Below are 22301 nucleotides of genomic sequence, written 5' to 3' on the forward strand. Positions count from 1 at the left end.
GTACGCTACACCTCCGTCGCTCTTTGTGCCGTCGGCACCTCCGTGACATTGCGTTTACCTCTGTTCCCTCCGTGACTCCGTGTGCCTATTATACAGACTTTTAGTTTATCACTCTATATTTCAGAAGAACCTTTCTTTATCGAAGTTCGATAGTTGATAGGTAAGTGATACGTAGATTAGATGGGCTTGTATGTGATTTAACTTGCTGTCATTCCTGTCACTCTTTATGAGTTCTTAAATACTTAATATATAGGAATTTAATGAGAAATGTTAAAATGACAGCAAACGAAATTATACTTATATTTGGGTTAATGATTAAGTTTTTGACAGTCTTATGGTATCATGTAGAGTCCCTTCGATGAATAATTTATTTTATGTATTATGTTTTAAGTTTCGTCGGGAGTGTTCTTATAAGTAAATAAAAAAGGCGACTATCTGTGTGGATAGCCGCCTTTTGTGTTTTATGTTTAGAACTCTGCGTTCTTAGGAGTACGTGCGAATGGGATTACGTCACGGATGTTTTGCATACCAGTAACGAAGAGGATGAGACGCTCGAAACCGAGACCGAAACCACCATGTGGGCAGGTTCCGTACTTACGAGTGTCAAGGTACCAATCGTAAATGTCACGCTTCATACCGCGGCTTTCAATCTCTTCAACCAGCTTCTCGTAGCTTTCTTCACGAACTGAACCACCGATAATCTCACCGATACGTGGGAAGAGTACGTCAGTTCCCTGCATTGTCTTGCCGTCCTCATTCTTCTTCATATAGAATGACTTGATTTCACTTGGATAATCGGTCATGATTACAGGACGCTTGAAGTGTTCCTCAACGAGGTAACGCTCGTGCTCACTGCTGAGGTCCATACCCCAGTGAGTGATAGGGAACTCAAACTTCACACCGTCAGCAGCAGCTTTCTGAAGAATCTCGAAACCTTCTGTGTAAGTAAGACGAGCGAAGTCTTCCTTCAATACACCCTCCAGACGAGCGATAAGCTCCTTATCAATCATCTTATTGAGGAACTCAAGGTCGTCCTTACAGTGCTCCAAAGCCCAACGAACACAGTACTTGATGAAGTCTTCCTCAAGATCCATCAGTTCGTCCTTGTCGATGAAGGCAACCTCAGGCTCAACCATCCAGAACTCAGCCAAGTGGCGTGGAGTATTTGAATTCTCAGCGCGGAAGGTAGGACCGAAGGTGTAGATAGCACCGAGTGCAGTAGCACCCAACTCACCCTCCAACTGTCCAGATACGGTAAGGTTAGTACGCTTACCGAAGAAGTCAGCACTATAATCAACCTCACCACCCTTTGCAACGCGGTCAAGGTCGAGTGTAGTCACCTGGAACATATTACCAGCACCCTCAGCATCACTACCTGTAATCAGTGGAGTATGGAAATAATAGAAACCATGCTCATGGAAATACTGATGGATAGCGATAGCCATGTTGTGACGAATACGGAATACAGCACCGAAGGTATTGGTACGAAGACGCATGTGACCATACTTGCGCATGTACTCAAAACTCTGTCCCTTCTTCTGCATAGGGTAGTCGCTTGGGCAGAGACCGTAGATTTCAATCTCCTTGCACTGAATCTCTGAGGTCTGACCAGCACCCTGACTCTCTACGAGCGTACCAACAACGCTGATACAAGCACCCGTTGTGATGCTCTTCAGCTTGTCTTCGTCGATAGTCGAAGGGTCAACAACAACCTGGATGTTCTTAATCGTAGAACCATCATTCAAGGCGATGAAGTCAACAGCCTTGCTGCTTCTATGAGAACGAACCCAACCCTTTACGTTGATATCCTTACCAAAATCGGTGCAAGCAAGTGCATCGACGATTTTTGTTCTTTTCATTTGCTATATTATAATTAGGTACTCCCCAAGTCTCTCAAAAGGAGAGGAATGTTGTTTACCAATCAGTTTAATGCCTCAATAATAGCATTGCTTGGTCTCTCACATCCACTTCTTTTGAGAGGTTTGGGGAGGTTTCTATTTTATTCAAACGCACCCATACGCAGCATGTCAACCTCTTTCTCAGTGAGGAAGCGCCAGTCACCACGACGTACGTTCTTCTTTGTCAAACCAGCAAACTGTACACGGTCGAGTTTTACGACGCGATAGCCAAGGCTCTCGAAGATACGACGTACGATACGGTTCTTACCGCTATGAATCTCAATACCAACCTGAGTCTGATCCTGTGGGTCAGCATATTCGATTGCGTCAGCCTTAATCTCGCCATCTTCCAACTCAATACCGTCAGAAATCTTCTGCAAGTCATTAGCTGTAATAGCCTTGTCGAGGAATACATGATATACCTTCTTCTTCAAGAACTTAGGGTGAGTAAGCTTTGAAGCAAGGTCGCCATCGTTAGTAAGGAGCAGTACACCAGTTGTGTTACGGTCGAGACGACCAACTGGATAGATACGCTCTGGACAAGCACCCTTCACGAGGTCCATAACAGTCTTACGCTGCTGTGGGTCGTCGCTTGTGGTAACATAATCCTTTGGTTTGTTCAAAAGAACGTAAACCTTCTTCTCCAATGAAACCAACTTGTCTTGGAAGTACACCTCATCAGTACGCATAACCTTGCTACCGAGCTCTTTTACAACCTCGCCATTTACGGTTACTGCACCAGAAAGGATGAATTCATCAGCCTCACGACGTGAGCAAACACCAGCATTAGCAAGGTACTTGTTCAAGCGGATTGGCTCATTTGGATCGTAGTTCTCCTCCTTGTATTCAATACGCTTCTTGAGTGAATACTTTGCATTTGGATCATAATCAGCACTATGCTGACGGTAACCACCCTGGTTGTATCCGCCACGGTTGTTATAACCACCGCGGTTATTGTTGTATCCACCACGGCTCTGGTATCCACCACGATTGTTGTTATAACCGCCACGGTTATTGTTGTATCCGCCACGGCTCTGATAACCACCCTGCTGACGAGGCTGGTATCCACCCTGACGTGGCTGGTAACCGCCCTGATTTGCCTGATAGTTGTTATTCTCCTCGCCCTCAGCACCATTGTTGGCGTTGTAACGTGGACGATAAGCCTGTGGCTGATAGCCATTCTCATCATTGTTGTAACGTGGACGATAGCCACCCTGCTGCGGACGACTCTGATATCCACCACGATTGTTGTATCCACCTTGCTGGCGTGGCTGGTAACCGCCTTCCTCGCCGTTACTATTGTAACGTGGACGATAACCTCCCTGCTGTGGACGGCTCTGATAGCCACCACGGCTGTTGTTATATCCGCCACCATAGCTGTTCTGACGTGGACGATAACCTCCCTGCTGTGGACGACCTGCACTCTGTAAGCCAGAGCCGAAGCCCTCAGGACGGAATCCGCCTTCGTCATTACTGCTATTAGCCTTGTCGCTGCTGTAAGCGCGTTGGCTGTGAATACGTGGACGTTGTGTACGTCCTGTGCCACGGTACTCTCTTTGATAGCCGCCTTGTTCGGCTGCTGAATAGCCGTCGCGGCTGTTCTCATTCTGCTCAGACTGAACTTCTTTGTTCTCGAATTCTTCTGCCATAATTGTTTTACTTTTAATTTGATACTACTGGCCTCACGGCCAATTTGTTATTACTTTTTTTTGTTTTATTAAAATATCGAACTCCGTTTAAAGGAGATACTCAGTTTAATTTCTTCTTCTTTGACTCTATAGGAGTAGTTAAACCCAAATCGGTCATTAGACCACAATGTTTCAGGAATTCTTGTTTTGTGTTGTTTCCTAACATCTTTTATTTTCTTGTCGGTATCTTGCCTGTCTTTACAACTTGACGTAGCCCGCTACGCCTGCGTAACAAAGACAGGCAATCTGCTCGACAATAAAACAAAATATGTTTAGACTCTAATGACCGAATTGGGTTAAATTCCTGTATAGTTGTATGGGGTGATTGCCATTAGTTCGGCTTTCACGCTGTCGCTGACGTTGAGTGTCTGCACGAATGCGTGTATTGTCTCCTCTGTCATCTTCTCGTTTGTGCGAGTGAGTGCCTTCAATGCCTCGTAAGGATGTGGATAGGCTTCACGGCGTAAGATGGTCTGAATGGCTTCTGCCACAACTGCCCATGTGTTTTCAAGGTCCTCTCTCAACTTCTCTTCGTTGAGGATGAGTTTGCGAAGACCCTTCAATGTGCTCTGTATTGCAATAACGCTATGTCCAACAGGAACGCCAACATTACGCAAGACTGTTGAGTCTGTAAGGTCACGCTGTAGGCGACTTACTGGCAACTTCTGTGCCAAGAACTGTAAGATTGCATTTGCTATACCGAGGTTACCCTCACTATTCTCGAAGTCGATTGGGTTTACCTTGTGAGGCATTGCACTTGATCCAACCTCTCCTGCCTTAATCTTCTGCTTGAAATACTCCATTGAGATGTACATCCAGAAGTCGCGGTCAAGGTCGATGATGATAGTATTGATGCGACGAATGGCATCAAACACGCTACCTAAGTGGTCGTAGTTGCTAATCTGTGTAGTCCACTGCTCACGTTCTAATCCTAATTTCTCACTGACAAAGCGATTGCCAAAGGCACGCCAATCATGCTGTGGATAAGCTACGTGATGCGCATTAAAGTTACCAGTTGCACCACCAAACTTAGCTGTCATCTTGCAGTTGCGCAAGGTTGCGAGCTGTTCACTGAGACGATAAACGTACACTTCAACCTCCTTGCCCAATCGAGTAGGAGAGGCTGGCTGACCATGTGTCTTTGCCAACATTGGTACGTCTTTCCATGCTTCAGCGTATTCCTTCAGTTGCGCAGTCAGTTCCTCAACCTGAGGATAGAATACTTCTTCGAGAGCTTCCTTTACAGACAATGGCACACTTGTATTGTTGATGTCCTGTGAGGTCAGTCCGAAGTGGATGAACTCCTTGTAGTTATCGAGTCCGCCAATCTTGTCAAACTCCTCTTTGATGAAATATTCAACCGCCTTTACATCGTGATTGGTGATGCTCTCAATTTCCTTTACACGTGCTGCCGAAGCCTCATCAAAGTTGCGATAGATGTCGCGCAACTGTTCAAAGAGGGCGCTGTTAAAGCTTTCCAATTGTGGTAATGGTAACTCGCAAAGCGTGATGAAATACTCAATTTCTACGCGAACACGATAACGGATAAGTGCGTACTCTGAGAAATAGTCAGCAAGACTTTCCGTTTTACTTCTATAGCGTCCGTCAATAGGCGATACGGCTGTTAATGCGTCAAGGGTCATAATTTTATTTATTAATATGGTGCAAATTTAACAATAAATTCAGTAATAGCGCAAATAATAATAATAATAATATCAAAAAGGATGCAGATAAAAGCTGAATAAAACAAAAAAGACTTCACAACAATGTTGCAAAGTCATCCGTTTCAAGTTTTAAAGGTGGGCGTTGACGGATTCGAACCGCCGACCCTCTGCTTGTAAGGCAGATGCTCTAAACCAGCTGAGCTAAACGCCCCTTAAAATACCCTGCAACCCCAAGAGATTACAGGGATACACCCCTTGGTGGGCGTTGACGGATTCGAACCGCCGACCCTCTGCTTGTAAGGCAGATGCTCTAAACCAGCTGAGCTAAACGCCCCTTACTTTTGTAAGACGGGTGCAAAGGTAAGGAAAGTTTTTTATTCTCGCAAACAAATGGCAAATAATTTAGTTGAAAATCTCATTTTAGCTTGCTGTTAAGAGACTTTCTTCTTCAATTCATTTATATCTAATGAATTATTTTCTCGAAAATAATATGAGGGTGATGGCTTGTTGTGTCGGTAATGTACTTTATAAATTGGTAGATTCTCGTATGAATGGGTAGACTGTTGATTGCTTTTTCGGTTCTTCCTTTAAGTATATTGCGTGTTGGGAGGATAAAGACTTATACACTTGTATGGTATTACTATACCAAATTATACAGGCTTTTAAAGGAGGATAAAGTTGGCGATAAATACAAATTGATGCTATTTTATTCGTCTTCTACGAACAGCTTATTTCCTTATTGTTTGCTATTTGTAAACTCTTTTCATACAACTCAAAACCTATACATGCTCTTTTGGCTTCTTAAAGACGCCTAATTGACTTGCAAAAGGTGCCCTTTTGAAGTCTTACTAACGCCCTTTTGAAGTCCAATTAAGCACCTTTTGCTTTGTTGCTTTATAACTAATTGATTTTCTGTTGGTTGCAGGCTTGTCTTTTATACGTGTTTTTATCCTTATTTGTAGATGTTTTATTTGAAATTATGTAATGATTTTTCAAAATCATATCTACATAATTGAGGTATTAAATAGAAAGGGGGTTCTATGTCAGAAGACGATAATAAAATAAGTAATTTGATAGTCTTAGCTATGACTTTTATTAATGAGTAACTCCGATTCTTTTGTTAAGAAACCACGAAAGTCATCCACACATTTAACGGAAGAGTCTATTTCTACTTATAATATAATTGTTTGTTTTGTTAGTAGAAGGCATGGATAGTTTTCGTAAAATAGTTTATTTTGTTTTGCGTGAATTGTTTATTTTGATTATATTTGCATTGTGTTATATAATAAGGAACGAAAAGTAGAAGATTATGTCAGTAGAAATAAGACTGGAACAGAGTAAGTTCAAGGATAAGAAAGGATCTGGTAAATGGTATGCTCGTACTGTTAGCACTGGAGTTGCAACGACCGATGACCTTGCTGATTCTATTCAGGAGAATACCTCGTTCTCACGTGGTGACGTGCGAGGACTTGTTATAGCTTTGATTGACGAAATCTCTTATCGTCTTCGTCAGGGCGAAACGGTAGCACTTGAGGGGTTAGGGAGGTTTCATCTGACAGTAGAGAGTGAACCCGTTGACAATCCTGACGACTTCGATATCAAGAAACATATTAAGAATGTAAAGTGCCGCTTCGTTCCTACCAGTACACGAAATGCTCGTACAGGAAAGAAAAATCAGACCCTTGCTTATGGTGCACGTGTGGAGTGGGCAGAGCCTGAATATGATGATGAAGACGATGATTAATCCCCTTCTATAAAATGTGTTGGGGTTAACTCGCATTTTTATAAGATTTCTCTTGGCTTTATGAATAAAGTCAAGAGTTTTTGTTTTCTCCAGTGATAAAGGGATTAGGCAGAAGCTTGTTATACTTTTGGATATTCGTCTTTCGTTTATGTAGATAATAAGCAAACTGAAAGATGATATCTATCATTTAGTCTCCAAAATATTTAACATTTCCTCTTTATTGTTCTTGTTTTCGTAAGATTTGTGCTATTTTTCTTTGGTGTTAAAAGTATTTTGTATATATTTGCACTCGGAAATAAAGTACTTCCTCTATATATACAGATTGAATAGACTGTGTATGAGGTTAGAATTCGTTTATCGCGGATATAATAAGAAATTTAAAACTATTAGGGATAATACTCTAAAAATCGTTTTATAAAAGGACATTTTTTCAATTTTAGTTATTCTGTTAATCAGAAATAATAAGCTGATAGGTTTTTATAACCATTCTTTTTGTAAGATGTCCTCACTCTAAATAAACTTATTTTTTTAACATAACAATTATTAGAAATGAAAAAACTTTTACTTTTAGTATGTGCTGCAGTTATGAGTCTTTCAGCTTCAGCGCAGGCAGGTGATAAGGCACTTGGTGCACAGCTCGTGTTCGGTTCTGAGACAAACAGCATCGGTTTCGGTGTTAAGGGTCAGTACTACTTCACAGACCAGATTAGAGGTGAGGGCTCTTTTGACTACTTCCTCAAGAATAAGGGTATCTCAATGTGGGATATCAATGCGAATGTTCACTACCTCTTTGATGTAGCTAACAAGGTTAAGGTATATCCACTCGCAGGTCTTGGCTATACAAACTGGTCATACAAGTATGAGTATCCTGGTCATTCTGTAATTGAGGGTTCAGATGGTCGTCTCGCTATTAACCTCGGTGGTGGTGCTGAGTATGAGCTTACTAAGGACTTGAGCGTAAACGCTGAGTTGAAGTATCAGATTGTTAGCAACAACTACAGCCAGTTGGTACTTGGTGTAGGTGTAGCTTACAAGTTCTAAATATATAAGGTAGGTCCTAAAAGTCTACGTCAGACATCAGCTGTTTGGTTGAGTTTAATAGATAGGTTTTGGGATTTATCTGTATAAAATAAATCGGTTCATTAGAAAAAGTTCTTGGTAACTTTCTAATGAACCGATTTCTTGTTTATGTCTATTCCTTATAGAAATAAGCCTTTATAAATGATAGAGCCAGATAATTGATTACCAATTATCCGGCTCTTATTTCAGTGCGCCTAACAGGACTCGAACCTGCACAACGTAAGTTACTAGATCCTAAGTCTAGCGCGTCTACCAATTCCGCCACAGGCGCATAACGACTGCAAAGATACGCAATGTTTTGGATATAGCCAAATGTTTGGGAATTTCTTTTCTCTTATAAACCTTTTCTGCCTATATGATTTTTGTTAGTAAATAATCTTATACTATTTGTTTATGAGTGAAATTAAATATATATCTTTGCGAAGAAGGTTTGGTTGCTGAGTAAAATATCTCCTTGAGTTCTAATGTTATCACGATACCTTATGAGAATGAGAGGACTGGTTTTGCGAATAACCGACTATGCGTTTAACAATATTATTTCTTTAACTAACTAACGATTGACAATGAGAAAGACATTATTAACTGTTTTGTGCCTGGGAACTTTGTATGCGTCAGCTTCTGTAGTTTACAATGGTGTTGGTGAAACTGGCGTAATGATGAATCAGAATGCAGCCTCTGTTAAGGCTACTCCTACCAAGAATGCTTTGAGTAAAGATGAGCGTGCAGCTATCTCACTCATTACGTCTATGTATAACACAAAGGGCTTTGATAACACTGCATACCTGAAGAGGCACTGCACAAAGAAGTTGCTGAAGGTGTTGAAGGCTGCGTATGATTATGAATATGATCCACTTCCAAATGCTTATGCAGGCTGGTTGTTCCGCTCTGGTGCTCAAGATGGACCGTCTAATGCTCATAAGGTGCTACGTGTTGTGAGCCTTGGTAACAACTGGTATCAGTATACTTTCTTGGATATGGGTATAAAATGTACCAATAAGGTAAAGGTTATCAAGGTTGGTAACAAACTGTTGTTTGACGAGATTAAGCAAGGTAAAATATAAAACTTAGAGTTTCTTCAGAACCTCCCAGTCCCTCCTTTTAGAGGGATTGGGGCTTGGGAAAGGTCTTTATCATCTTCCTTGCAAACTCTATAATAGTATCCTTGCCTCGTGCGAAGTCGTCGGAAGTGAGGGAAACTTTATAGTCTGGGTCAATACCGAACTCCGTCATTTGTTTGTCACGGTCGTACATTGGGCAAGCAGAGAAGCGGACTGACCATCCATTAGGTAGCTCGGAAGAGAAGGGCATACCAGCTCCGCCACCCGTACGGTCGCCTACTACAATAACATTTGGACAGCACTTCATATATTTAACAAACTCATTTGCTGCCGAGAAAACGCTACGATTGGTTAATACGATAACTGGTTTCTGCCATCGGATACCCTTTCCAGGCTTGAGATATTCAGGTTGTAACGCAGAGAAGTCGTTATGACCTTTCCCCGTTTTATGCTGTATGTAGCCAACGAGTAGTTCCTTGTTTGTGAAGCGTGCAGCAAATGCTTCGGCATTTGTTAGATTACCACCTCCGTTGTTGCGCACGTCGATAATCAGTCCGTTACAAGGTTGAAGATGAATAAAGATGTCGTCAAGATTACCTGCACCAATACTATTCTGGAAGGTTTCACAGCGTACATAGCCGATATTATCATCAAGGACAGTATAGTCTAAGCCGCTTGCAATGAGGTAATCAGTCTTGAGATAAAGACGTTGAAGTGTGTCAGAGTAGTTCTTGGGATAGTCTTCATGCCATGACCAATAACGACCTACGTTGAAAGAGGTATATAAATTGACGTGTCCGTCCTTTAGTTCTGAGAGCATATTAGTCATTACTTCGAACTGTTGTTTGGCTGTCATAGAGTTGTCAAACTGGCGTGCATAACGGCTGTGTACCTCCTGCCAGTCTATCCCTTTTTGTGAGAAGAAACAGTAATGCTCATCGATAATTCGCCACAAAGCTTCAAAGTTGCCTTGAGGACTATCTGATTGCTGGTCGTTGGTGACGCAACTTGTCACAGTACTAAGTAGGGTCAGTGCCGGAATCAGTAAATATAGGAAGGAGTGATATAGCTTTCTCATGGGATGAACTTATTGATAGAAAACTTACGAACAATACCTAATACAAGGAGATTACTCCATACATGCTGGCGCAGTTGGTTAATCTTTGCTTGCTGATAATCGCCAAGATAGCCAACACGGAAGGTCGTGTGTCGAACCGTGAAATCAAGAGTAAGCAGCTGGCGGAGCGATGGGGCAGAAACAGGAGTTGTGACAACAAGATTATGGTCATAGTTGTCACGAGTGAAAATCTCGTAATAACTCTGTCCGTAATTGGGCGAGAAAGTCAGTCCAAGAAGCGGTACTTGCACTTCATATCGCAGTTGGAAAGGAAGATTTTGAAGACGGAAACGGTAGGCAGCAACAGCATTCGGAGCGATATTCACTTGTCCGTAAGCCTGTGCAGGATTATTAGAATTACGTATATTGTAGAGGAAACCGAGCCGTGTATCAACTCCTCCACCCACTTTTAAGCGTAGTTCTCCCTCTCCAACGTTCCATTGTCCTAAGGCATATTGCCAGTTGTATTGGAAGTTGTAGAAGCCACCCAACTCGTTGTTATTCTCCCTTCGATTACGTACTGATAGTATTTGTGCCTGATGTACGAGTTCTCTTGATAGCTTACTGCCGTTCTCACGCACAGAATGAGAGATATAACGAAACTCTGTTCCTGTATATTCTTCAGGTGAGAGGTAGGTGTCGAGAGTGTTTACAGCACCTATTCCCAACATCTGTGTATTGGTAATTACCTTGTTACTACGCAGTGTGTCCTGTGCAAGTGTAGGTGTTGATAAAGCGAAAAGAATTATTGCTGCAAGGGAGAAACAGCGAAATAAGGACTTTTTTAGGTTCATAGGCGTAATGGAAAAGTGTCAATAAAAGTGTAAGTCAAATAGATGTTTGGTGTTAACTTTTGGGTGATAAGGTCCCAAGCGTTTATAAATAGTCTTTGAAGGAGGGGACATACGGGAGGTATGTCCCCTTTTTCAATTCGTTATTTATCGTGTTGTTTATTCATTGTCGAAGAGGTTTAGCTGACCAGTAATCTCATCGATGACCTGCTGTTGAGACTTACCTGCATCCGGATCGAGGTTCTCTTCCTTTTCAGTAGCTGCAGAATTCTCTTCTTGTACATCATCTTCATTGCTCTCGTCATCAGTTTTTTCCTCTTCAGGTAAGCGTGTTGGCTCCAGCTCTTCAATCTTGTCAACTGTCCAAGTTGTCAATCGTTTACCTTTTGCCTTGAATCCCTTCACGCCAACAAACTGCTCTGCATCAATTTCTTCAGTGCCACGTGCCGCATCAGCACCACCATAAGTAATCTGTATGCGAGGGAAGGCAATATCAGTCAGCAGTACCATCTGCGAATCAGGATTGTCACCAATAAAGTTCTGATGACGCTTACTTGCTTCCATCTGGAATCGCTTCAAGTAAGGATAACCTTGATTGTCGGCATCAAAGATGACAGCTGTCCAAGGCTTATCAGCATCAAACTTCTCTATACGGAGAATGTTATCTTCGTAGTGGTTGGATGCGTCAAAGTTGGTAATATAGAACTCTCCGTTCTTAAGTATCACAAGGATGCTGTCTTGATCAGAGAACTCTCCAAGGTAACGACCATGGTCTTCGTAGTTGATACGGTTGACATCTGGGTCGAACCACACCTTTCGTCCACCCAATGTAGAGTGTCCGTGGCTCTTGAGTGAGATGCGGTGAATGCTCTCTTTGGTCAGCAGATTACCCTTTGCTGCACGTCCCTTAATGAGAATACTTGCAAAGTCACGCTCCATGAAGATGTTTTGCTTCTTCTTGTCTGGGTTCGGATCGAGTGTAATCTTTATCAACTCAGCCTCACCATTAGGGTTGGCTGTGAAGTAGTTAATCTTTGAACCAGGTGTACCGAGGGTTACGTCATATTCCTTATCACGTGTGATAGAAGTCACGTTGAAGCGTTTGATATAGTAAGGTCCCGTCTTTCCGTCACGATAAACGACGTTATAAATCGTACGCTTGTCGTTCTTCTTAAACACTTGTACGTGAAGTACACCCTTACCAACAAACACCTTGTCGGCAATTCGGATAACCTTATACTTACCATCACGGTAGAAGATAATCACGTCATCGAGGTCAGAGCAGTTCTGAACGAACTCTGCCTTCTTAAGACCTGTACCAATGAAACCTTCCTGACGGTCAATATATAATTTCTCGTTGGCATCAACCACCTTAGCAGCAACAATCGTATCGAAGCTCTTAATCTCTGTACGACGTGGATGGTCGCTTCCGTACTTCTCTTTCAAGTGTGTGAACCACTCGATAGTGACGCGAACCATCTCGCTGAGGTCCTTGTCAATCTCGGCAATCTCTGCCTTAATCTTCTGAATCAGTTCGTCAGCCTTATCCTTATTGAACTTCAGAATACGTTGCATCTTGATTTCCAAAAGGCGGATGATGTCGTCACGTGTCACCTCACGGATAAACGTCTTCTTATATGGCTCGAGTTTTGAGTCGACGAAGCTCACAACTTCATCAATATCCTTAGCTGTTTCGAACTTACGCTCCTTATAGATACGGTCCTCGATGAAGATACGTTCCAGAGAGTTGTAGAACAACTGTTCCTCTAATTCATGCTTGCGAATCTCTAACTCTAACTTCAATAAAGCCTTCGTATGTTCGGCAGAATTGCGCAATACATCTGATATCGTCAAGAACTCTGGTTTGTTGTCTCGGATGACACAACAGTTTGGCGAAATGTTTATCTCACAATCAGTGAAAGCATAGAGGGCATCAATGGTCTTGTCGCTTGACGTACCCGGTGTAAGATGAAGTTGAATCTCCACCTCCGAAGCAGTCATGTCCTCTACTCTTCGAATCTTTAGTTTGCCTTTCTCAACAGCCTTCGTAATAGACTCTTGAAGCGTGTTAGCGGTCTTTGTAAAAGGAACCTCACGGATGACGAGGGTTTTATTATCGAGCTTCTCAACCTTTGCACGCACCTTCAGAACACCACCACGCTGACCATCATTATACTTCGATACATCAATGCTACCACCTGTTGGGAAGTCTGGATAGAGGTTAAACTCCTCACCACGCAGATAGCTGATAGCTGCATCGCAGATGTCGTTGAGGTTATGTGGAAGAATCTTGGATGACAAGCCTACAGCGATACCTTCAGCACCCTGTGCTAAAAGCAGTGGGAACTTCACAGGAAGCGTAATCGGCTCTTTGTTCCTTCCGTCATAAGAAAGTTGCCATTCTGTTGTCTTCGGATTGAATACAGTCTCTAAGGCAAACTTTGATAGGCGCGCCTCAATGTATCGTGGCGCAGCAGCACGGTCACCAGTGAGAATGTTTCCCCAGTTACCCTGCATGTCGATGAGTAGGTCTTTCTGTCCTAACTGTACCAAGGCGTCACCAATAGAGGCATCACCATGTGGGTGAAATTGCATCGTATGACCTACGATGTTTGCTACCTTATTGTATCGTCCATCATCCATTCGTTTCATAGAGTGGAGAATACGGCGTTGTACAGGCTTCAAGCCGTCCTCGATATGAGGTACGGCACGTTCCAAGATTACGTAGCTGGCGTAATCTAAGAACCAGTTTTTGTACATGCCAGAGAGATGATGTACGGCAGAGGCATCAAACCTATCGGCAGGTTTATAATCGGAATGGGAATCCTGTTCCTGAGTCTCTTCCTCAGGAGTCTGTCCATCCAAGTCTTTTATTTCGTCATCCATATAGTTCTTGTTTTATCACGTAAAGAAGCAAGCTTCATAAGACTGCAAATGTACGAAAAAAAAAGTAAATAGGCAAATTATAGCTTATTCAAGTGTTGGATTTGGTTTTCTGTTTGTAGCCTGCTCTTGTTTCACTCGTCTTATAGCCCTTTTTCAAGCCAAATGGGTTGTTAACATACGGATAGAGAACCCCTCTTAATGATTGGACTGAGCCTCCGCACCATTGGTGCGGGGTGTTAGCACGCATGGTGCGGAGGCTTAACACCATTCGTGTTGGGCATTAATAAGTCTGTTGGAAATGTAAGAAAAGTTCGTGGTTGTCGGCACATTACAATATCGTGAAGTGTTATTAACGAGATAGCATAACCTCAAGTAAATCAAAGGACAGACTCATGAATAATCGATTTAGAATAAAGTTTCGTGGTAAACCTGTTCTTATTCGGCTAAAAAAGCGTAACTTTGCGGTAAAAATTAAGGTATAAATAGATAATTATGGCACAAGAGGATGTTTTCAAGAAGATTGTAAGCCACTGTAAAGAATATGGTTTCGTCTTCCCAAGTAGTGATATTTATGATGGTTTAGCAGCTGTTTATGACTACGGTCAGAATGGTGTTGAGCTGAAAAACAATATCAAGCAGTATTGGTGGCAGTCAATGGTATTGCTGCATAGCAATATTGTTGGTATCGATGCCTCTATCTTTATGCACCCTACAGTATGGAAAGCAAGTGGCCACGTTGATGCTTTCAACGATCCATTGATTGATAACCGCGATTCAAAGAAGCGTTATCGTGCTGATAACCTTATCGAGGATCAGATTGGTAAATACGAGGAGAAGATAGAGAAGGAAGTAGCTAAGGCTGCTAAGAAGTTCGGTGAGTCTTTTGATGAGGCTAAGTTCCGCGAGACTAACCCACGCGTTCTTGAAAATCAGAAGAAGCGTGACGACCTTCATGCACGCTATACCGAGGCTATGCAAGGACCAGACTTGGAGGCTTTGAAGCAGATTATTCTTGACGAGGGTATAGTAGACCCAATCAGTGGTACAACTAACTGGACAGACGTTCGTCAGTTCAATCTCATGTTCTCTACTGAGATGGGTGCATCTGCCGATGCTACTAACAAGATTTATCTGCGTCCAGAGACAGCACAGGGTATCTTCGTAAACTTCCTCAACGTACAGAAGACTGGTCGTATGAAGTTGCCTTTCGGTATCTGTCAGATTGGTAAGGCCTTCCGTAACGAGATCGTTGCACGTCAGTTTGTCTTCCGTATGCGTGAGTTCGAACAGATGGAGATGCAGTTCTTCTGCCAGCCAGGAACCGAGATGAAGTGGTTTGAATATTGGAAGAAGCATCGTTTGGCATGGCATGAGGGTCTTGGTATGGGCGATGACAACTATCGTTTCCACGATCACGAGAAGTTGGCTCACTATGCTAATGCAGCAACAGATATTGAGTTCCATATGCCATTCGGCTTCAAGGAGGTTGAGGGTATTCACTCACGCACTAACTTTGACCTTTCTCAGCACGAGAAGTACTCTGGCCGTCAGGTAAAGTACTTCGACCCAGAACGCAATGAGAACTATACTCCATACGTAGTAGAAACATCTATTGGTGTTGACCGTATGTTCCTTTCTGTTATGTGTCACAGCTATACAGAGGAGGCATTGGAGAACGGTTCAAGTCGTGTTGTCTTGAAGTTGCCAGAGCCACTGGCACCTGTTAAGTGTGCAGTTCTTCCTTTGGTTAACAAGGATGGTCTGCCAGAGAAGGCGCAGGAGATTGTGAATAGTCTTAAGTTCCATTTCAATACACACATGGAGGCTAAGGATTCTATTGGTAAGCGATACCGTCGTCAGGATGCTATCGGTACCCCTTTCTGTGTGACAGTAGATGGCGATACTTTGACAGATAATACTGTTACATTGCGTTATCGTGATTCTATGAAGCAGGAGCGTGTGCCAGTTGAGAAGCTGCGTGAGATTATTGAAGACCGCGTATCTATCACTTCTCTGCTGAAGAAGATTGATATTGACTAATTAAAAGAAGGATAGCAGAGTAGGCTTTTTAGAATCTAATAGAGTAACAAGATTCTTTATTGGTTCTAATAATCCCACTCCGCTATCCCTTTCTGATTTAAATAAAAGACTATGACAAAGAAAATAAAGATGCTTATTCGTCGTGCTGCAGGTGCCTTCTGCTTGGGCGGAATGCTGCTTTCTGCAGGTCTCTTTACCTCTTGTACGGAGAAAGATAACACTGTAGAGGAGTTTACTAATTGGCAGTCGAAGAACGAAACTTATTGGAATAAGCTTTATACTACAACACAACAGAAAATTAAGAGTGGGGACACTTCTTGGAAGATAATACTTAATTATACTTTCCAAAATCAGAAACAGACTTCTGGTTCTGCACTGACTTATAGTCCTGAGGATTATATCATTGCACATGTAGAGCAGGCTGGAGCAGGCACAGCAAGTCCGTTGTATTCTGACTCTGTGTCTATGCACTATATGGGTCGTCTGATTCCATCTACGACTTATACGTCAGGGCTTATCTTTGATAAGTCATGGTCGAATGATACTTTTAATGCAACAACGTCACGCCCAGCACATAGCTTCATTGGTCTTACTTATAGTTCAGAGGGTAAGGCGGTAAGTCTTGTAGATGGATTTACAACAGCTTTGATGTCAATGCATCGTGGTGACCATTGGACAGTATATATTCCTTATCAGTTGGGTTATGGTGCGAGTACTTCGGGTATGGTGCCAGCTTACTCAACGCTTATCTTCGACTTACGATTGGTTGATTTCTCTCACCCTGGTACAAAGTTGAAGGATTCATAATTTAAGGTGTATTGTCATAGCCTTTTTGAAAGGTCTGAATGACCTTTAGTCTTATAGGTAGGGACACAAGTTCCCGTGTGTTCGACTCAATAATAGCAGTGAACAGACGGGAGCAAGGTCCCTATTTTACTTTTAATAATTCGATATTCTTAGCGAGGGGCTTTTGTTTACTATCTCTTTTTAAGCTCTCATTATTTATTATTCAGTTTCTCATTTATTCCAAATTATAGTTTCCCGTGCGTATATCCTTTAGTAAGTCTGTTACTGAAAGTCTTCTTGCCAAGATTCGTAGTGGTGAGATGATGAGCAGGAATGAGAAGTTTAATCTCATTATCCAACTCAGTATCCCATCTATCTTAGCGCAGGTGACGACAGTTCTAATGTTCTATATTGATGCGGGAATGGTAGGTTCGTTGGGTGCAGAGCCATCAGCAGCTATTGGACTTGTCGAACCGGCGACATGGCTTTTCTTCTCTTTAGTGAGTGCAGTGACAATGGGCTTTTCAGTTCAGGTAGCTCACTTTATTGGTGCTAACGACTTTGCAAAGGCGCGTGCAGTGATGCGTCATGGTTATATTTTCGGACTATGCTTTGCATTGCTTTTGTTGCTGATAACTTTTCTTATTGGTTCTCGCCTTCCTGTATGGTTGGGTGGTGGTACTGATATCCAGCATGATGCAACTGTTTACTTCCTTATCTTCTCTCTAATTATTCCCTTCCACCTTATTGAATATATGTCAGCAGCTATGCTGAAGGTGTCGGGTGATATGCGTCGTCCGAGTTTTATGGCGATATTAATGTGTGTGTTGGATGTGATTTTCAATTACTTCTTTATTTTTCCTACACGCACAGTTTCTCTTTTTGGAGTAGAGGTGACGATGCCGGGTTTGGGTGAAGGTGTGGCTGGTGCAGCTCTTGGAAGTCTTTTATCCTTCGTTTGTGTAGCACTTCCATTGGCTTATTATGCAATCTTTCGCAGTCCTATCTTAGCTTGGAAACAGGATGTCGAACGTTTTGTTTGGCGTTGGCAATATATATGGAATGCAATGAAGATTGGTGCACCGATGGCATTACAATATCTTCTGATGAATGGTGCGCAACTTGTTTCGACAATGATTGTAGCTCCTTTGGGTAATATCGCTATTGCTGCTCATTCGTTTGCGATTACCGCAGAGAGTCTTTGTTATATGCCAGGATATGGTATTAGCGAGGCTGCCACAACATTGGTGGGGCAGAGTGTTGGGGCAGATAGGCGTGACCTTCATCGTAGTTTTGCGTGGATGACTGTGTCGCTCGGAATGGTAGTCATGGCATTTATGGGTATTGTGATGTATATCTTTGCTCCAGAAATGATTGGCTTATTGTCTCCTGTGGCTGACATCCAGGTATTGGGAACTTCCGTTCTTCGTATTGAAGCCTTTGCCGAACCATTCTTTGCTGCAGCTATTGTTGCTTATAGTGTCTGTATAGGAGCAGGCGATACGCTGAAGCCATCCTTAATAAACTTGGGTAGTATGTGGCTTATCCGTCTGACCTTGGCTTATGCACTGGCAACGCAGTACGGTCTTCGTGGTGTCTGGTTTGCTATGGCTGTTGAACTCTCTCTCCGTGGAATGATGTTTATCTTCTATCTTTTCAAGCGTCTTCGACGAACATAACTGTCATAGGGTGAGGGATAAAAATGGGTAGTAGTCTTTCTTATAAAGTCTTTTTTCTTTTTATAAAAATGAAGGATTGCGATTTCTTTTCATGAAAAGAAATAATTATTTTCATGAAGAAAAATATTTCTTTTCATGTAAATAATTTATTATTTTCATGACTGTAATTTACTTCTGATGGTAAGAATAAAGGTTACATGCCCCATACTTCATGAAAATGCTTGGTAAAAACCTACAGATTTTATCCCTAATCTGTGTGGAATATGCGCATTGTTGTATGTTAGTTTCTCCTATATATATAATAAGGTGAAGTAATCCAGCTATGACCGACATTTCAAAATAGCAATAAAATATGGTGTAGAATATGTGTTTTTAAATCTATTTTTAAAAGGGGAATGTTAAAACGCAAATTTACCTCTTTAGAGATATTTATTGCCCAAAACAGTTAAAAAGATGTTGAAAAACCACTTTTTTACCTAAAAATTAGATTTTTTTCTATGAAATAATGTAGTCTATTCAAAAAAAGTGCTATCTTTGCAAACCGAATATAATTAAGTCGCTAAAATTAACAGAATTAATATTAAGCATTTATGAAAAAGTTTTTGATTGCACTTTCGATGCTCGCTATGGGTATCACAAGTACACAGGCTCAGGTAGCTTACGAGAAGGCTAAGGCATTTGACAACGTTTACCTCGGTGTAGAGGGTGGTGTTACTGGTCCTCTTAATTTCAAACATTTTGCTCCAGTTAACCCTGCAGCAGGTCTTAAGCTCGGTAAGCAGTTCAGCCCAGTTTATGGTGCAAACCTCGAAGGTCTTGCTTTCTTCGGTGACAACCGTTGGCAGACAGGTTCTTTAGGTTTCTCTAACAGTCACACAATTGTTCGTGCCATCAACCTCGGTTTGAATGGTACTATCAACTTCACAAACCTTTTCTGCGAGTACAACCCAGATCGTCGTTTCGAGGTAGGTGCTGAGGCAGGTATCGGTTACTGGATCACTTACGGTGACAAGCACATCATTCAGACTAATAACACTGGTGATGATACAGAGTTGACAGCTAAGACTGGTCTTACTTTCGCTTACAACCTCGGTGAGAAGAGAGCATGGCAGCTTTATGTAGAGCCAGCTGTTCTCTGGAACCTTACACACGGTCCTGGCGATGCTGTACAGTTCGGTAAGCAGGCTGCTCAGCTTGGTCTCTTCGTAGGTCTTAACTACAAGTTCAAGACTTCTAACGGTACACACAACTTCAAGGTTTGGAACGTTGGTGAGTTGAACGACGAGATTAACTCTCTCCGTGATCAGCTTAACGCTAAGCCAAAGGAGGTTGTTAAGGAGGTTGAGGTTGTTAAGGAAGTTATTAAGGAGGTTCCTGCACAGACAACTCAGACTCTCTGCATTGACAACTTGGTATTTGTAACATTCGCTCAGGGTAAGTACTTCCTCACAAACGAGGCTAAGAAGGCTCTTGATGATGTTAAGGCAGGCCGTCACGTACAGATCGTAGGTACAGCTTCTCCAGAGGGTCCAAAGGCACTCAACGATCGCCTCTCTCAGAACCGTGCAGACGTTGTTGCTAAGTATCTCCAGAGCCGTGGTGTCATCGTTGATGAAGCTAAGGGTCAGGGTGTACAGGGCGTAACTTCTAACCGTTTGGCTGTTGTTTACGTTAAGTAATTAAGCTACCAATTAGCTAACCTTAATAAGGTTGGTTGACTGAAATAATAAACAGGGATGAATCTTTAAGGTTTATCCCTGTTTTTTATGTCTTATTTTATTCGTTTCTTACCTAATTAGACTTTATTTATCTGTGTAAGAAAAAATATATCGAGCTGTGAAACAGAGCTTCATTTGTAAATTAGACCATAAATAATAGAATACCTCTCTGTTTTATTTTGCCCTTTAATCTATTTAGCGTACCTTTGCATTGATTTCATGTTATTTGATAATGTCAAAGGAAAATAGATTCGACCTTTTAAATAAAATACAATCGCCTGCAGACTTGCGTAAGCTTTCTTTGGATGATTTGCCAAAGTTATGTCAGCAGTTGCGGAAGGATATCATAGAAGAGGTTGCCGTTAATCCAGGTCATCTTGGCTCCAGCTTAGGTGCAACTGAAATAACGGTGGCATGCCACTATGTTTTTAATACTCCAGAAGATCGTATCGTATGGGATGTCGGTCATCAAGCATACGGCCATAAGATTTTGACGGGTCGTCGTGAGAACTTCTGTAATAACCGTAAGTTAAATGGTTTGATGCCATTCCCTTCTCCTTTTGAGAGCGAGTATGATACCTTTACTTGTGGACATGCCTCTAACTCTATCTCGGCTGCCTTGGGCATGGCTGTTGCTTCTAACCTTACGAAGCAGCATCGTCATGTCGTTGCTATTATTGGCGATGGAGCTATGAGTGGTGGTTTGGCTTTCGAGGGTCTGAACAATGTTTCCAGCCAACCTAATGACTTGCTTATCATTCTTAATGACAATGATATGTCTATTGATAGGGCAGTGGGTGGTATGGAGCAGTACTTGTTGAAGCTTGACACCAACGAGACATACAATCGTTTACGCTTCAAGGCGTCACAATGGTTGCATGATAAAGGCTTATTGAATGATGAACGTCGAAAGGGTTTACTGCGTTTTAATAATGCTCTTAAGTCAGCCTTAGCACATCAGCAGAATATGTTCGAAGGTATGAATATTCGTTACTTCGGACCTTTTGATGGGAATAATGTTGAAGAGTTGGTTCGTATTCTTCGTCAGTTGAAGGATATGAAGGGACCAAAACTACTCCATTTACACACCAAGAAGGGTAAGGGATATGAACCTGCTGAGAAGAGTGCGACGGTATGGCATGCTCCAGGTAAGTTTGACCCAGAGACAGGTGAGCGTATTGTGCAAGACTGTAGCAATGAACCACCTAAGTTTCAAGATGTATTTGGAAAGACGCTATTAGAACTTGCAAAGAAGAATCCTCGTATTGTTGGTGTTACACCTGCCATGCCGACGGGTTGTTCTATGAACATAATGATGAAGGCTATGCCTGACCGTACCTTCGATGTGGGTATTGCGGAGGCACATGCAGTCACCTTCTCAGCTGGTATGGCAAAGGATGGTTTACAGCCTTTCTGTAATATCTATAGTGCCTTCTCACAGCGTGCATATGATAGTATTATCCACGATGCAGCTATACTTAATCTTCCTGTAGTCCTTTGTTTGGACCGTGCTGGATTGGTAGGTGAAGATGGTGCGACGCATCATGGTGCTTTTGATATGGCTTTCTTGCGTCCAATTCCTAATCTTACCATCGCCTCTCCGATGGACGAACGTGAACTTCGTAGATTGATGTACACGGCACAGTTGCCTGATAAGGGAACTTTTGTGATTCGATATCCACGTGGTAATGGTGTTTTAACTGATTGGGAGTGTCCGCTGAAAGAGATAGAGGTAGGAACAGGACGTCGTCTTCATGATGGCTGGGATGTTGCTGTATTGAGTATCGGACCTATTGGTAATGATGTTGAAAAGGCTATAAAACTGATAGAGAGTGCTGAATCTCCAAAAACAGAAGGTCATTGTCCATCAATCGCACACTATGATATGCGTTTCTTGAAACCATTAGACGATAAACTTCTTGAAGAGGTTGCAAGTCGTTTCTCACGCATCATAACAATAGAAGATGGTGTACGCAATGGTGGATTGGGTTCTGCTGTTACAGAGTGGATGAGCGATCATGGCTATACACCACAGATAACTCGTATGGGTATGCCTGACCATTTTGTAGAGCAGGGAACGGTACAACAGCTACGTGAAATCTGTGGAATAGATCTTGAAAGTATCAAGAAAGAGTTAATTAAGGCTAACTGA

The 22301-nt window shown here is 42.2% G+C and carries 14 protein-coding genes and 3 tRNA genes; 8 read left to right on the top strand and 9 right to left on the bottom strand.

Annotation, left to right across the window (positions count from 1 at the left end; all coding sequences use genetic code 11):
* Window positions 1-467: 467 nt before the first annotated feature.
* The 5 genes from asnS to HMPREF1505_RS00775 form a co-directional block, all read right to left on the bottom strand.
* Window positions 468-1859, bottom strand: a complete 1392-nt coding sequence (gene asnS, locus HMPREF1505_RS00755) for an asparagine--tRNA ligase (RefSeq protein WP_036921119.1) — start codon at window positions 1857-1859, stop codon at window positions 468-470.
* Between the two features lie 140 nt (window positions 1860-1999).
* Window positions 2000-3547, bottom strand: coding sequence for a pseudouridine synthase (locus tag HMPREF1505_RS00760; protein ID WP_036921122.1), 1548 nt, complete (start codon window positions 3545-3547; stop codon window positions 2000-2002).
* Between the two features lie 335 nt (window positions 3548-3882).
* On the bottom strand, window positions 3883-5229 hold the full coding sequence (purB, locus tag HMPREF1505_RS00765) for an adenylosuccinate lyase (RefSeq protein WP_036921125.1): 1347 nt from the start codon (window positions 5227-5229) through the stop codon (window positions 3883-3885).
* 157 nt (window positions 5230-5386) lie between these two features.
* Window positions 5387-5461: transfer RNA gene (locus tag HMPREF1505_RS00770), tRNA-Val, on the bottom strand.
* A 45-nt stretch (window positions 5462-5506) separates the two neighbouring features.
* A tRNA-Val gene (locus HMPREF1505_RS00775) sits at window positions 5507-5584 on the bottom strand.
* Between the two features lie 975 nt (window positions 5585-6559).
* On the opposite strand from HMPREF1505_RS00775, the gene HMPREF1505_RS00780 reads away from it, so the two are divergent.
* The gene (locus tag HMPREF1505_RS00780; protein WP_036921126.1) at window positions 6560-6994 is read left to right on the top strand and encodes an HU family DNA-binding protein; all 435 of its coding nucleotides are present in this window, start codon (window positions 6560-6562) and stop codon (window positions 6992-6994) included.
* A 549-nt stretch (window positions 6995-7543) separates the two neighbouring features.
* Window positions 7544-8035 (top strand): porin family protein, encoded by a 492-nt coding sequence (locus HMPREF1505_RS00785; protein WP_036921129.1) that lies wholly within the window; start codon window positions 7544-7546, stop codon window positions 8033-8035.
* A 228-nt stretch (window positions 8036-8263) separates the two neighbouring features.
* Here the strand turns inward: HMPREF1505_RS00785 and HMPREF1505_RS00790 are convergent.
* Window positions 8264-8345, bottom strand: a tRNA-Leu gene (locus tag HMPREF1505_RS00790).
* Window positions 8346-8637: 292 nt separating this feature from the next.
* Between HMPREF1505_RS00790 and HMPREF1505_RS00795 the strand changes: the two genes are divergently transcribed.
* Window positions 8638-9135: a hypothetical protein gene (locus HMPREF1505_RS00795; protein WP_231480311.1), complete on the top strand. Its 498-nt coding sequence runs from the start codon at window positions 8638-8640 to the stop codon at window positions 9133-9135.
* 37 nt (window positions 9136-9172) lie between these two features.
* On the opposite strand, the gene HMPREF1505_RS00800 is transcribed toward HMPREF1505_RS00795, so the two are convergent.
* The 3 genes from HMPREF1505_RS00800 to HMPREF1505_RS00810 all read right to left on the bottom strand — a co-directional run bounded on the left by HMPREF1505_RS00800 (window position 9173) and on the right by HMPREF1505_RS00810 (window position 13926).
* A complete protein-coding gene (locus tag HMPREF1505_RS00800) occupies window positions 9173-10210 on the bottom strand; it encodes a S41 family peptidase (protein ID WP_036921132.1) in 1038 nt (345 codons plus the stop codon).
* Complete coding sequence (locus HMPREF1505_RS00805; protein WP_036921136.1) at window positions 10207-11043, bottom strand: DUF3316 domain-containing protein; 837 nt, start codon at window positions 11041-11043, stop codon at window positions 10207-10209. The genes HMPREF1505_RS00800 and HMPREF1505_RS00805 overlap by 4 nt, the downstream gene beginning before the upstream one ends.
* 156 nt (window positions 11044-11199) lie before the next feature.
* A complete protein-coding gene (locus tag HMPREF1505_RS00810) occupies window positions 11200-13926 on the bottom strand; it encodes a DNA gyrase/topoisomerase IV subunit A (protein ID WP_036921139.1) in 2727 nt (908 codons plus the stop codon).
* Window positions 13927-14418: 492 nt separating this feature from the next.
* Here HMPREF1505_RS00810 and HMPREF1505_RS00815 point away from each other — a divergent pair, with 492 nt between their 5' ends.
* The 5 genes from HMPREF1505_RS00815 to dxs all read left to right on the top strand — a co-directional run bounded on the left by HMPREF1505_RS00815 (window position 14419) and on the right by dxs (window position 22301).
* Window positions 14419-15966, top strand: coding sequence for a glycine--tRNA ligase (locus HMPREF1505_RS00815; protein WP_036921142.1), 1548 nt, complete (start codon window positions 14419-14421; stop codon window positions 15964-15966).
* 111 nt (window positions 15967-16077) lie between these two features.
* Window positions 16078-16773, top strand: a complete 696-nt coding sequence (locus HMPREF1505_RS00820; RefSeq protein WP_197017483.1) for an FKBP-type peptidyl-prolyl cis-trans isomerase — start codon at window positions 16078-16080, stop codon at window positions 16771-16773.
* Between the two features lie 236 nt (window positions 16774-17009).
* The gene (locus HMPREF1505_RS00825; protein WP_155948900.1) at window positions 17010-18431 is read left to right on the top strand and encodes an MATE family efflux transporter; all 1422 of its coding nucleotides are present in this window, start codon (window positions 17010-17012) and stop codon (window positions 18429-18431) included.
* Window positions 18432-19021: 590 nt separating this feature from the next.
* Window positions 19022-20110, top strand: a complete 1089-nt coding sequence (locus HMPREF1505_RS00830) for an OmpA family protein (RefSeq protein ID WP_036921145.1) — start codon at window positions 19022-19024, stop codon at window positions 20108-20110.
* A gap of 271 nt (window positions 20111-20381) precedes the next feature.
* Entirely contained in the window at window positions 20382-22301 is a 1920-nt protein-coding gene (gene dxs / locus HMPREF1505_RS00835; RefSeq protein WP_036921148.1) for a 1-deoxy-D-xylulose-5-phosphate synthase, read from the top strand.

The organism is Prevotella sp. ICM33 (assembly GCF_000517825.1).
Lineage (GTDB): Bacteria > Bacteroidota > Bacteroidia > Bacteroidales > Bacteroidaceae > Prevotella > Prevotella melaninogenica.